Origin of the sequence: Paenibacillus sp. USDA918EY (assembly GCF_009870825.1) — a bacterium.
Classification (GTDB): domain Bacteria; phylum Bacillota; class Bacilli; order Paenibacillales; family Paenibacillaceae; genus Paenibacillus_AQ; species Paenibacillus_AQ albilobatus.
Window position 1 is genome coordinate 360,013 of record NZ_WTWY01000004.1, and the last position, 13,007, is coordinate 373,019.

The following is a 13,007-nucleotide window of genomic DNA, read 5'->3' on the forward strand; positions in this document are numbered from 1 at the left end:
TTTACCGCACCCCTTGTTGTCGTTTCTGTTTCATATCGCTCATAATATCAAAAAAATCGCCGAACGGCACATGCTTGACGCCCAGCTCGGCGCATTTGTCGGTCAGGATGGACCGGGAATAGACAAAATCGGCGATTTTGGCTCCTTCGAAATCCGTCAGACTGTCGCCGATTAGAATCCTTTCGTACCTTTCCTCCGGAAAACGGCGCATGACCGTCGTTTTGCACATCCCGCAGCCGTTATGGCATGGATCCTGGCATGGGTGAGGCCACAGAATTTCGATGTTGTCCCCGCTAAAATCCGCGCTGTTGCAAAAAATATGGTCGCTTGGAATGTCGAACGGAGCCAGCAGCGGATCGATGAAAAAATCCATGCCGCCGCTGGTCACGTAAAACTCGATTCCCTCCTGCTTCACGTAATCGAGAAATTCGCGAAAACCTTGGCGGATGCCTGCGCGGCTCACCACGAAGTTGACAATCTCTTCTTTTTTGCTCGCAGGGAGCAGGGCGAACATGGCGCCGACGCCTTCGCGCAGCGAAATCTCCTGATTGACGGTACGCTGCATGATCGGCTCGTAACCTTCGGGCTTGAACTCCTTCATGATCGCGACGATATTGTCCGAAAGGGTGATCGTGCCGTCGAAATCGCAAAAAATGACCGGCTTTTTGCCTGCTGTCATCGTTCTCCCCCCCAAGCCACAAGGGCGGCTCTCAGCTCGGGATGGCCGTCTTCGGCGTAATCGGCCAGGCGAATGGAACGCTGCGCGGCTTCGATCGCCTGTACGAAAGCGCGACCGCCGGCTTCCGTTCCCATCGGATGCCCGTGAATGCCCCCGCCGGCGTTGACGACGACATCTTGGCCGAAATCACGCAAAATAAGCGGCACGAGTCCCGGATGGATGCCGGCCGAAGGCACAGGCATGCTCGTTTTGAGCGGCAGGGCTCCCGTAACGAGCTCGTCCCGGATAGCCATGTTTTCTTCGCGCGGCATCGTGACCGATCCGTACGGTGAAGGGAACAGGACCAGATCCGCGCCCGCCAGGCGCATCAGCTGTCCGAGCAGCACCGATGCGGAAATGCCGTAATGCGGAGACGGGTAAAATGCGCCCGCCAAAGCCGGATGCGCGGCGATCGGCACCGTAATCTCCGGATCGGAGCTCAGCTCATGCAGCACGTCGTAGCCGTAGGACAAGACATTGAACAGCAGGGCGTTTGCGCCGGCGTGGATCGCTTTAAGCGCCTGGGCTTTCAGGTTGGACGTATGCCCGGTCAAGTTGGCGGCGTACAGCAGCTTTTTGCCGGTTTCGCGGCCGGCTTCCTCCGCGGCCTTCAGGCAAACCTCCACGCGTTTTTCGATCGGGGTCAGCTCGTTTTCGAACAGGATTTCGTCATCTTTGATCAGGTCGACGCCGCCAAGGGCCTGCTTCACGAATTGCTCCCGCAGCTCGTCCATGTTGAGTCCGATGACCGATTTGAAAATGCTCATGAGCAGCGGCCGGTCATAGACGCCAAGCAGATCGCGGATGCCGGCGACGCCGAATTTCGGACCGGGGAAAGCGGAGAGATATTCGTCCGAAAATCCGAGACGGTTCAGCTTGATCCGCCCATCCATCGAAATTTTGCCGAAAACGGTGACGAGCAGCGCCGGGATGTCTTTGCTGAAATTGACGTCCGGATAAGCGATCGTCACGTCGGCGTACCGCTCGCCGGGTTTCGCGCCTTCCGGCTCATGCACCTCGACGTTCAGCACCTGGCCGAGATGTTTTTGCATCGATTCGCGTTTGGCTTGCGGCAGCTCGGTCCAGCTGCCGACGGTCATGCCGACCGCGATCGATTCCGCTTTTTTGCGGAAATCGGCTTTATCGTCATATAAACGGTAGGTCGCTGTGCAATAACTCATGAAATTCCCTCCTTCAGTGCTGCTCCCATCTCTTTGGAACGCTCCGCGCAGCGGGCGACCGCCGCGATCACCGTCTCGAAGAAATCCCCTTTGTCCAGGGTTTCCAGCGCGGCCTGCGTCGAGCCGTTCGGCGAGGTGACTTTGGCTCTCAGGGCGGCCGGTTCTTCGCCGGTCAGCTGCACCATGCGTGCGGCGCCGAGCACGGTCTGAACCGTCAGCTCGCGGCATTGCTGCGGCGTGAGTCCCCCGCGGATGCCTGCGGCCATCATCGCTTCCATCATATAGTAGATGTAGGCCGGACCGCTGCCGGAAATGCCCGTAAGAATCTCAAGCTTTTCTTCTTCGACGACCGTGACGGTGCCGACGGCGCCGAACAAAGACGTCACGATCTGCCGCTGTTTGCCGCTGATTTCCTTCGAATAGGAGATGCCCGTCGCGCCAAGGCCGATGGAGCTGGACGTATTCGGCATCGTGCGGGCCACCGGCTGCTTGCGGCCGAGAAGATCCTGCATGGTGCGGATCGTAAGTCCGGCGATGACCGAAACGATCAGCGTATCCTCGGAGAGCAGCGGGCCCAGGTTTTTGAGCGCCTCCGCCGCGTCCTTCGGTTTCATCGCAAGCACGATAATCGGCGAGTTCCGCAAAATGCCGGGGAGCGCCTCGGCATCGTTGCTGACGTTGACGCCGTACTTTTGCCGCAGCTCATCCAGGCGCCGGGCGTTGCTGCGGTTCAGCATCGTAACGTTCGCCGCATGGACGACGGATTTGTGGATCAGCCCCTTGACGATGGCTTCGGCCATCGAACCGGCGCCGTAAAAGGTAATAGGTTCAGAGATCATCGCTTGTTGTTGACTCATGTGATATCATCCTCCCTGCGGTGTATCGATTGGGCATCCGGATTCATCCGCGGACTATCCGCGGATTTGCCCGCTGCCATGAATGACGTATTTCGTTGAAGTCAGCGCAGGAAGTCCCATCGGACCGCGTGCATGCAGCTTCTGCGTGCTGATGCCGATTTCCGCGCCGAAGCCGAATTCGAAGCCGTCAGTGAAACGGGTCGACGCGTTATGGTATACCGCCGCGGCGTCGACTTCCTGCAAAAACCGTTTGGCGTGGCCGGCGTTTTCCGTCACGATGCATTCGGAATGCTTGGTGCCGTAACGGGATATGTGATCGAGGGCTTCATCCAGCGTATCGACGATTTTCACGTTCAAAATATAGTCGTTATATTCGGTGGCATAATCTTGCTCCGTGACCGGCACGGCCCAAGGGACGAGCTCCCGCGTCCGCTCGCAGCCGCGGATTTCGACCTTTTCCTGCCGCAGCCGGTCCGCAAGGGATCCGAGATGACCCGCCGCGAAGCGGCTGTCCACGAGCAGCGTCTCCATGGAGTTGCACACGGAAGGACGCTGGACTTTGGCATTGACGGCGATCGCTTCGGCCATGGCGCCGTCCGCCGTTTCGTCGATATACGTATGGCAGATGCCTGCTCCCGTCTCGATGACGGGCACGGTGGCGTTTTCGACGACGTTGCGGATCAATGCCTGGCCGCCGCGCGGAATGATGACGTCAAGCAGCCCGTTCAGCTTGAGCATTTCGTCCACGGAAGAGCGGTCCGCGCTTTCGATCAGCTGGATCGCGTCCGCAGGCAGCGAGGATGCTTCCAACGCCTCGTGAAGCACCTCCACGATTTTGCGGTTGGACGATAATGCCGACGAGCCCCCGCGCAGGACGACCGTATTGCCCGCCTTCAGGCATAGCCCGGCAGCGTCGACGGTTACGTTCGGGCGGGCTTCGTAGACGATGCCGATCACTCCGAGCGGAACGCGGATTTTGCTGATTTTCAGCCCGTTCGGCCGTTCAAAATCGTCCAGCACATCCCCGATCGGATCGGGAAGCGAAATGATTTGCTCCAGGCCTTCGGCAATGGATTCGATCCGCTGCGGATTCAGCGCCAGCCGGTCGAGCAGGGAAGGGGAGATGCCTTGCGCTTTACCGCGCTCCAGATCCTCCTGATTGGCTGCGATCAAGTCCGCCTGATGTTTGCGCAGATGGTCCGCCATCAGCTGCAGCGCCTCGTTTTTTTGCTCCGTGGTCATCCGGTTCAAGGCCGTTGCGGCAGCGCGCGCTTTTTCAGCTTTTGATTTGACTTCGCTCATGATTAGCTTCCTCCTTGTTTACAGGTGATAGTATGTCGTGATTCCTGGATTTCGCAGCAAAACTTTTTGAGGCGCCGAGCCCAGGGCGTTATTTTAACGTTATCCATTCGTCCCTATGGACCACTTCGAGACGATGGACCATATCGAGCGTCTGAATGACTTCGGCGCTGCTCATGCCTTGAATTCTCCGCAGCTGCTCGTCGTCGTAATTGACGATGCCCCGGCCGAGCACGGCGCCGTCAAGGCTCAGCACTTCAACGACGTCGCCTGCCTGAAAATGTCCTTCCACGACCTTGACGCCTACCGGCAGAAGGCTGTGCCCGCCGTTTACGAGCGCCTGCTCCGCCCCGGGGTCGACCCGGAGCGTTCCATGCGGCGTGGACATGAAGCCAAGCCATTGCTTTTTCATCGGGAGGGAATGAAGCCGCGTATCGAAATACGTTCCTTTTCCGCTGCCCGCAACCGCCTGACGCAAGTCGCCGCGGGAGTCCACTTTGCCGACGAAGACGGGCACGCCGCCGCGCGTGGCGATTTTGGCCGCGTCCACTTTGGAGCGCATCCCGCCCGTTCCGACGGAAGAGCCGGCTCCCCCGGCGATCGCGTAAATTTCGTCGGTAATTTCCTCGATATGGTCGAACCTTACCGCATTCGGATGTTTGCGCGGATCGCCGGTATATAAGCCGTCCATATCGGTAAGGATCACCAGGTTTTGCGCCTTCACCAGATTGGCGACGAGGGCCGATAACGTGTCGTTATCGCCGAATTTCAGCTCATCCACCGAAACGGTGTCGTTTTCGTTGATAATGGGGATCGAGCCCTGCTTCAGCAGCTCCTCGATCGTCATGCCCGCATTGTTCATCCGTTTCCGGTTGCCGAAGTCGGTGCGGGTCAAAAGAATTTGGGCGGTCGTGATGCCGTGCGCGGCAAAAGCTTCCTGGTATGCCTGCATAAGCAGCGCCTGCCCGACGGCGGCCGCGGCTTGTTTTTCGTGCAGTAGTTTGGGGCGGAAGCTGTAGCCGATCGCCCGGAATCCGGCAGCCACCGCTCCGGAGGTAACCAGCAAAACTTCGGCGCCTTCCTTTTTCAGGGTTGCGATTTCGCTTGCGAAAAACGCGACGGCATCCCGGCTGAGCCCCCCTTCGGAGGACGTCAGCGAGCTGCTTCCTATTTTGACGACGACGCGCGTCGACATCATTCATCACTTCCATTTCAATAATTTCGCTTTAAACGGTACGCCATACACATGAGAAGTTACGTTCCGCGACAGGAGTGGCGTGCACGGAACGATAACGGGAGATGCTCCGGGAATGCAAAAAAAGACTTTCATCCTTAATCGTAAAGGACGAAAGTCTGATCTTCCGCGGTACCACCTTTATTGACGAATCGAATCGATCCGTCCGGCTTTATGCCCTGTAACAGAAGGCACTGTCCCGCAGGTCGTGCGGGCCGTTCAGGGGTAGGTTTCGGAGGGCACCCGGGTAAATTCTTTCAGCCGGCGGAATTTACTCTCTTTTTGCGCGGATGGTTCCTCTTACTGGTCCCGTCGTCACGTTTCATAGGTATTGGAAAACCCGTTATTTCACATAGAATACCACGGAAATGCCGGGTTTGCAAAATAGATTTTAACCGAAAAGGCCCAGCTCGCCGATGCGCCGGGCCGCTTCCCGCAGCCTTTCCTCGGATGTCAGCAGGCCGACGCGCACGTAACCTTCGCCATGGTCGCCGAAGCCGATGCCCGGCGCTACCGCCACCTTGGCTTTTTGCAGCAAAAGATCGGCGAACGAAGCCGACGTTTGCCCTTTGGGCACCGGCAGCCAGCTGAAGAAGGAACCGCCCGGTTTATCGGCTTCCCATCCGATTTCGGCCAACCCGCCGAAGAAGGCGTCCCTGCGGGATTCGTAACGCCCGACGAGCTCGCCGACGCAGGCTTGGGAAGCGGTCAACGCCTCGGCTGCCGCCGCTTGGATGCCCCCGAAGAGGCTGACATAGATATGGTCCTGAAGCAGGTTGATCATCGAGACGACCTCGCGGTTGCCGAGGGCAAAGCCGACGCGCCATCCGGCCATATTGTACGTTTTGGAAAGCGTATAGAACTCCACGCCGACTTCCTTGGCGCCCGGAGCCTGAAGGAAGCTGACCGGCCGCCGGCCGTCGAAGCCGATGGCGCCGTACGCGAAATCGCTGGCGACGACGATGCCGTTTTCCGCGGCGAATTTGACGGTGTCTTCATAAAAAGACAACGGCGCCGTAGCGGACGTCGGATTGTTCGGATAGTTCAGGAACATCAGCTTGGCCCGCTTGCGGACGGATTCGGGGATGCCGGCGTAATCCGGCAGGAAGGCGTTGTCTTTGCGGAGCGGCATAAAGGACATTTCCGCTTTGGCAAGCGCGACGCCGGACCAATAGTCCGGGTAGCCCGGATCGGGAACGAGGCAAAGATCCCCGGGGTTAAGCAAAATTTGCGGGAGCTGCACGAGGCCGGTTTTGCCGCCGAACAAAATGGCGACCTCCGTTTCCGGATCCAAAACGACGCCGTAATCCTCGAAGTAACGTTTCGCGATGGCCTCTTTTAAAAAGCCGTAGCCCGTAAACGGCGAATATTTATGGTAAAGCGGGTTTGCCGCCGCTTCCTGCAATGCCTTGACGATATGGGACGGGGTCGGCGTGTCCGGATTGCCCTGCCCGAGGTTAATGACGTCGTGGCCTGCGGAAATTTCCCGGTTCACTTTTTGCACGAGCGTCGCGAAAAACTGCGTCGGCAGCTGCGTCATCACGTCCGCGGGTTGGATAGGAAAAGCCGATGGGTAATGCGGATGGTCTGTCGATTTCACGGTCTGATCACTCCGGTTTCCAGCATCAAATAGAATAGATTTAATCTATCATGATTTATCCGGGCTGTATAGGGGGAATAGCCTGCCCTTGATGATTTCTCCCGCTGCATATATGATGGAAGACAACGCGGGCGGGCTCGTTAACCCGCCTATCGCTCGAAGCAAACGGCAAGGAGGAGAAACATGGGACATACGGACAAAAAGCTGGCTGTCGCGCTGATCCAAGCCGATATCGAAATCGGCAGCCCAAAGGCCAATAAAACCCGTCTCTCGGAAATGATGGAACAGGCGGTTCAGGGGAATCCGAAGCCGGACCTGCTCGTTTTGCCGGAGATGTGGAATACCGGATACGCGCTGGAGCAAATCCATGAGATTGCCGACCCGGAAGGGGAGGATACCCGGAGATTCCTGTCGTCTTTTGCGCGGATGCACGGCGTCATGATCGTGGGCGGCTCGGCAGCCGTAAAGAAAAAAGGGCGCATTTTCAACACGATGTACGCGTTTGACCGGTCCGGCCGGCAGATCGGAGAATATTCGAAGCTGCACCTGTTCCGCTTGATGGATGAGGAGAAGCATCTGACCGCAGGCGATGAGCCGGTGAAGCTGGACCTTGAAGGCTTTGCCGCAGGCGCCTCGATCTGCTACGACATCCGTTTCCCGGAGCTGGCCCGCAGCCTGGCGCTCGGCGGCGCCAAAATGCTGATCGTGCCGGCGGAATGGCCGCATCCGCGCCTTCACCATTGGCGGACGCTTTTGACGGCAAGGGCGATCGAAAACCAAATGTACGTCATTGCCTGCAACCGGGTCGGCAGCAGCCGGGGCACCGACTTTTTCGGCCACTCCCTGATCATCGATCCGTGGGGAGAAATCGTCGCGGAAGGCGGCGAAACGGAGGAGATCGTGACGGGCGTAATATCGCCGGAGCTGGTGGATGAAGTCAGGGGACGGATTCCGGTATTCGCGGATCGGCGGCCGGAGGTATATTCGGACAAAAAATAAGGGCCTGCCGTCACGCAAAAGCAAAACGAGCTGATGAATCGATTCATCGGCTCGTTTTTTAATTTATTTCACCCGTTCCCGCATCGTTTCCTTGAAAGTTTCGATAAATGCTTCCGCAGCCTTCGAAAGATAACGCCCGCGCCGGTAGGCGATCACGAGCGTACGGCTGGGGACGGGTTCCGCCAGCGGCAGGTAAACGGGGACGAATTCGCTTCTGGACGAGCGCGAAATGAACCTCGGCACCAGCGTAATTCCCATGCCGGTCGCGACCAGCGACTGGATCGTTTCCATGTTGCTGCTTTCGAAAACCACTTTCGGCTCGAATCCCGCCTCCTGGCACAGGTCCAAGGTGATTTTCCGGAAGCCCTGGCCTTTTTTCAACACGATAAAAGATTCCTCGCTCAGTTCCTCGATCCGGACGGGAACCGGCTTGCCGTTTTTCGCCCGTTCCGCGAGCGGATGGCCCTCGGGCACCGCAAGGTCGATGAGTTCCTCGCCGATCACCTCATACGCAAGCGAAGGCTCCTGCAAAGGCAGCGCAAGCAGGCTCAAATCCGTTTTGCCGCCGGCCGTCAGCTTTTCGAGATTCATGGACGAATCTTCAAGCAGCGTAATTTCGATCTCCGGGTATTTTCGCTTAAAGGAAGGGAGGACATGAGGGAGCAAATGGGCCCCCGTAATCGGCATGCTTCCCGCCACGACCTTGCCGCCGCGCAGCTGAGAAATGTCCGACATTTCCTGGCGCAGCAGCTCCACCGCGTCCATGATCTTTTGGGCTTGCTCCATAAACAACGAACCCGCATGCGTCAGCTCGACGGTGCTCGTATTCCGCTGAAAAAGGAGCACGCCGAGCTCCTTTTCCAGCTTGGAAAGCTGCTGGCTGAGGGAAGGCTGGGCGATGTGCAGCTTTTCCGCCGCCCGCGAGAAGTTCCGTTCCGCCGCGATTTGCAGCGCATATTGAAGTTGTCTCAGTTCCATGTTCACCGGTCCAATCGTCGTGAAAGTGATAAGGATGTCCCTAACGTCAGCTGATAGTTAATTCCTATTACGTTTATAGATATTATATCTTGGAACTATGAAGAAACCAATGCTATATTTATTTCATTCAAAGACGCGCAGCTTTAGAGCGGCGGCGTTTAACCAAGGACGTAATAACCATGATGAGGTGAAAAAGATGAGCAAAAGAACAATGTTTGAAAAAATCTGGGATAACCACGTGATTCATCAGGAAGAAGGCAAGCCAAGCATCCTCTACATCGATTTGCATCTCGTCCATGAAGTGACTTCCCCGCAGGCGTTCGAAGGACTTCGCCTCAGCGGCCGCAAGGTCCGCCGTCCGGAGCTGACCTTCGCCACCATGGACCACAACGTGCCGACGAAAGACCGTTTCAACATTAAAGACCCGATCTCCAAACAGCAAATCGATACGCTGACCCAAAACTGCCGCGATTTCGGCGTGACGCTGTTCGACCTGGACACGATCGACCAAGGTGTCGTGCACGTCATGGGGCCTGAACTCGGCCTGACGCATCCGGGCAAAACGATCGTTTGCGGCGACAGCCATACTTCTACGCACGGCGCATTCGGCGCATTGGCCTTCGGCATCGGCACCAGCGAAGTCGAGCACGTGCTCGCAACGCAATGTCTGCAGCAGGCTAAAGCGAAAACGATGGAAGTCCGCTTCGTCGGCAAACGCAAGCCGGGCATTACGGCGAAAGACATGATCCTTGGCGTGATCGCCAAATACGGCACCGATTTTGCGACGGGTTACGTCATCGAATACACGGGCGAAGCCATTCGGGAACTGACGATGGAAGAGCGCATGACGGTGTGCAACATGTCCATCGAAGGCGGTGCGCGCGCAGGCCTCATCGCGCCGGACGAAACGACGTTCGAATACCTTCGCGGACGCCAGTATGTGCCTGAAGGCGAAAAATTCGAAAAACGCGTGGAAGAATGGAAGCAGCTCGTAACCGACGAAGGAGCGACATACGACACGGTTGTAGAGTTCGACATGGACTCCCTGATTCCGCAGGTGACTTGGGGCACCAGCCCGGGCATGGGTACCGATATCACGGCGAAAGTGCCTGTACCTGCCGAGCTGCCGACCGAAAACGAACGGAAAGCCGCCGAAAAGGCGATCGAATATATGGGCCTCGTGCCGGGCACGCCAATGACCGATATCGAAATCGACTATGTTTTCATCGGGTCCTGCACGAACGGGCGGATCGAAGACCTTCGCGCCGCGGCGCAGGTGGCCAAAGGCTACAAAGTTTCGGACCGGGTAACGGCGATCGTCGTGCCGGGATCGGGACGCGTGAAGCTGCAGGCGGAGAAGGAAGGGCTCGACAAAATTTTCGTGGAAGCCGGCTTCGAATGGCGCGATGCGGGATGCAGCATGTGCCTTGCGATGAACCCGGACGTTCTGCAGCCGGGACAACGCTGCGCTTCGACCTCCAACCGCAACTTTGAAGGACGTCAAGGGCGCGGCGGACGGACGCATCTCGTATCCCCTGCCATGGCTGCCGCCGCGGCGATCAAAGGGCGGTTCACGGACGTTCGCGACTGGAAATTCAAAACCGAAGTGGTTAGCTAAGGAGGAGAACGAACATGGAAGCATTTACTAAATTGACCGGACTTGTTGCGCCGGTAGACCGGGTCAACGTCGATACGGACGCCATCATTCCCAAACAATTTTTGAAACGGATCGAACGGACCGGCTTCGGGCAGTTTCTGTTCTACGAATGGAGATTCGACGAGCAAGGGAACGACATTCCAAGCTTCTCGCTGAACCAGCCGCGCTATAAAGGCGCTTCGGTTCTGATTTCCAGAGCCAACTTCGGCTGCGGATCTTCCCGCGAACATGCGCCTTGGGCGATCATGGACTACGGCTTCAAATGCATCATCGCGCCGTCCTTTGCGGACATTTTCTACAACAACTGCTTTAAAAACGGGATTCTGCCGATCAAACTTTCCGAAGAGCAGGTGGAGGAGCTTTTCCAGCGCACCGCGGCCAATGACGGATATGAGCTGAACGTGGACCTGGAGAACAAAACGATTACCGACAGCCAAGGACTGCGCATCGATTTCGATCTGGACGAACACCGCCGCCAGTTCCTGCTTCAAGGGCTCGACGACATCGGCTTGACGCTGCAGCACGAAAACGAAATCGCGGCATATGAGCAGAAGCATGCATCGCGTCTGTTTGCCTAAGGTTACCGGACGGACTTAGCATAACGGCACCGGCGATATGCCGCCCGCCAAGACTCTCCTTTCCCTCGGGAAATCGGAGAGTCTTTTTTTGCCTTAATGAAAATTTTGTCGCAAAAAGGCGTCGCGAAAAGCGCGAAAAATCAACATTGTTTTCCATAAATTTCCTCTTGCGCGGCAATTGGCGGAACTTGGGAAACGGAAAATAGTAAGGCGAAAAAAAAGAAGAGAGAAAGAAGGAAAATGCGCGGTGGATGGCGAATATTTCCTTTATTCCGGCGATTATGAAAAATTTTAAATAGATTTGTAGTTTCATGCCCGATCAACGGCAAAAAAATCAGTTTGGCAGAGGTGGACAATGAAGAAAATCGGATTTTTACTGTTTTTGTTGGCGTTTATCATCGTCATGGCGCCCCTTCAGGACAGGGCGGCGGCCAGCGAAGCGCGTGTGCAGATCTTTTTGGACGGCAGCGCGCTGAAGGTATCCAAGGATGCCAAAGTAACGAACGTGAACGGAAGCATCATGGTTCCTTTTCGCGTTATCGGGGAAAATCTCGGTTTTGACGTGAAATGGGAGCAGAAGGCGCAAAAGGTGCTGATCAGCAAGGACGATACGTCGATGGAGCTCGTCGTGAACCAGAAAAACGCCACGGTAAACGGGAAAAAGGTCAAGCTGGACACGCCTCCGCTTTTGGAAAAAAATATCGTGAGCGTTCCCGTCCGGTTCGTCAGCGAACAGATGGGGCTCCGCGTGAGCTGGGACAACGCCGACAAGGCGGTCTACCTTACGACGGCCGAAACGCCGCCCGCGAAAGATAATGGGGTCGGGGCCGGCGGCGGGGACGTGCCCGTGCCTCCGCCGGTAACCGGAACGGATGCCAAACCGGGAGCGTCTTCGGGCGAATCTTCCGAGGTAACGGATCCGGCAACGACGCCGAATGTCGGCGATTCCGTGGTCAACGGAATCAGCTTCAGCGAAAATCGGCTGATGGTCGCTTTCCAGGGCGGAACGGTCAAGCCGAAGGTATTCAAAATGTCAGGCCCTGAACGCATCGTCGTCGACCTGCCCAATACCTCCTTTTCACCGGATTTTCTGGGGGGAACGGCTGCAGGCGTCGGCAATCAAGGCAAGCTGGACGTGAGCGGTTACCCGGACGTGGCCGCCGTCCGTTACTCCTTGTTCAGCAGCAGCCCTTCGACGGTAAGGGTTGTCATCGATATGAACAATTCGAAGGATTATTCGGTATACAATGAAAACGAAGGATTGGATTCAGGTTTGCTGATCGTGGACTTGAACAAGGCGGGCAGCACGGAAACGCCGGCAACGCCTCCGGTCGGCGGAAGCGGCAAAAAGGTCGTCGTCATCGACGCGGGTCACGGAGATCAGGATCCGGGCACGACGGGATACTCGAAGACCAAGGAAAAGGATTTCAACCTTGCCGTCGCTTTGAAAGTCGGGCAGCTGCTCGCAAACGAACCCGACATCGATTTTGTGCTGACCCGTAGTGACGATACCTACCTGAAGCTTGCGGAAAGGGCGAAAATAGCCAATGACCTCAATGCGGACGTTTTCGTTTCGATCCATGCCAATTATGCGGACTCGCGCGCGGCAAGCGGAAGTGAAACGTACTATCAGCGGGATGCCAGCAAATCGCTTGCCAATGTGATGCATAAATATCTTGTCCAGGCAACCGGCCTTCCCGACCGCGGAGTGCGGTACGGAAATTTCCACGTCATTCGGGAAACGAAAATGCCGGCGGTGCTTCTTGAAGCAGGATATCTGAGCAATCCGAAGGACGAAGCGGCCCTGTTCACCGAAAGCGTGCAAAATGCCATCGCCCAGGCGATTGTGAACGGAATTAAGGAGTACCTCGGAATCCAGTAAAAGTGATTTCGCAAGGAAGAGGAG

Annotated in this window: 12 protein-coding genes; 4 read left to right on the plus strand and 8 right to left on the minus strand. The window is 56.8% G+C overall.

All coding sequences use genetic code 11. The annotated features are described in order from the left end of the window. Nucleotide 1: 1 nt before the first annotated feature. The 6 genes from GQY55_RS11790 to GQY55_RS11815 form a co-directional block, all read right to left on the minus strand. Entirely contained in the window at nucleotides 2-679 is a 678-nt protein-coding gene (locus tag GQY55_RS11790; RefSeq protein WP_160041443.1) for a 2-hydroxy-3-keto-5-methylthiopentenyl-1-phosphate phosphatase, read from the minus strand. After that, nucleotides 676-1,899 (minus strand): 2,3-diketo-5-methylthiopentyl-1-phosphate enolase, encoded by a 1,224-nt coding sequence (locus tag GQY55_RS11795; protein ID WP_160041445.1) that lies wholly within the window; start codon nucleotides 1,897-1,899, stop codon nucleotides 676-678. The genes GQY55_RS11790 and GQY55_RS11795 overlap by 4 nt, the downstream gene beginning before the upstream one ends. Then, on the minus strand, nucleotides 1,896-2,756 hold the full coding sequence (gene proC, locus GQY55_RS11800) for a pyrroline-5-carboxylate reductase (RefSeq protein ID WP_160041447.1): 861 nt from the start codon (nucleotides 2,754-2,756) through the stop codon (nucleotides 1,896-1,898). The genes GQY55_RS11795 and proC overlap by 4 nt, the downstream gene beginning before the upstream one ends. A gap of 54 nt (nucleotides 2,757-2,810) precedes the next feature. Beyond that, entirely contained in the window at nucleotides 2,811-4,058 is a 1,248-nt protein-coding gene (locus GQY55_RS11805; protein WP_160041449.1) for a glutamate-5-semialdehyde dehydrogenase, read from the minus strand. Nucleotides 4,059-4,146: 88 nt separating this feature from the next. Further along, entirely contained in the window at nucleotides 4,147-5,250 is a 1,104-nt protein-coding gene (gene proB, locus GQY55_RS11810) for a glutamate 5-kinase (protein ID WP_160041622.1), read from the minus strand. 430 nt (nucleotides 5,251-5,680) lie between these two features. After that, nucleotides 5,681-6,889, minus strand: a complete 1,209-nt coding sequence (locus GQY55_RS11815) for a pyridoxal phosphate-dependent aminotransferase (protein ID WP_280517163.1) — start codon at nucleotides 6,887-6,889, stop codon at nucleotides 5,681-5,683. A gap of 183 nt (nucleotides 6,890-7,072) precedes the next feature. Here GQY55_RS11815 and GQY55_RS11820 point away from each other — a divergent pair, with 183 nt between their 5' ends. After that, the gene (locus GQY55_RS11820) at nucleotides 7,073-7,888 is read left to right on the plus strand and encodes a carbon-nitrogen family hydrolase (RefSeq protein WP_160041451.1); all 816 of its coding nucleotides are present in this window, start codon (nucleotides 7,073-7,075) and stop codon (nucleotides 7,886-7,888) included. Nucleotides 7,889-7,951: 63 nt separating this feature from the next. Here GQY55_RS11820 and GQY55_RS11825 read toward each other — a convergent pair whose 3' ends face one another. Next, nucleotides 7,952-8,866: a LysR family transcriptional regulator gene (locus tag GQY55_RS11825; protein ID WP_160041453.1), complete on the minus strand. Its 915-nt coding sequence runs from the start codon at nucleotides 8,864-8,866 to the stop codon at nucleotides 7,952-7,954. Between the two features lie 196 nt (nucleotides 8,867-9,062). On the opposite strand from GQY55_RS11825, the gene leuC reads away from it, so the two are divergent. Continuing rightward, a complete protein-coding gene (gene leuC, locus GQY55_RS11830) occupies nucleotides 9,063-10,484 on the plus strand; it encodes a 3-isopropylmalate dehydratase large subunit (protein ID WP_160041455.1) in 1,422 nt (473 codons plus the stop codon). 14 nt (nucleotides 10,485-10,498) lie between these two features. After that, entirely contained in the window at nucleotides 10,499-11,101 is a 603-nt protein-coding gene (gene leuD / locus GQY55_RS11835) for a 3-isopropylmalate dehydratase small subunit (RefSeq protein WP_160041457.1), read from the plus strand. A 140-nt stretch (nucleotides 11,102-11,241) separates the two neighbouring features. Here the strand turns inward: leuD and GQY55_RS31340 are convergent, their stop codons facing one another. Next, on the minus strand, nucleotides 11,242-11,424 hold the full coding sequence (locus GQY55_RS31340; RefSeq protein ID WP_236575557.1) for a hypothetical protein: 183 nt from the start codon (nucleotides 11,422-11,424) through the stop codon (nucleotides 11,242-11,244). Between the two features lie 32 nt (nucleotides 11,425-11,456). On the opposite strand from GQY55_RS31340, the gene GQY55_RS11840 reads away from it, so the two are divergent. Further along, nucleotides 11,457-12,983 carry an N-acetylmuramoyl-L-alanine amidase family protein gene (locus GQY55_RS11840; RefSeq protein WP_160041459.1) on the plus strand — a complete coding sequence of 509 codons (1,527 nt, stop codon included), beginning with the start codon at nucleotides 11,457-11,459 and terminating at the stop codon, nucleotides 12,981-12,983. The last annotated feature ends 24 nt before the right edge of the window (nucleotides 12,984-13,007 follow it).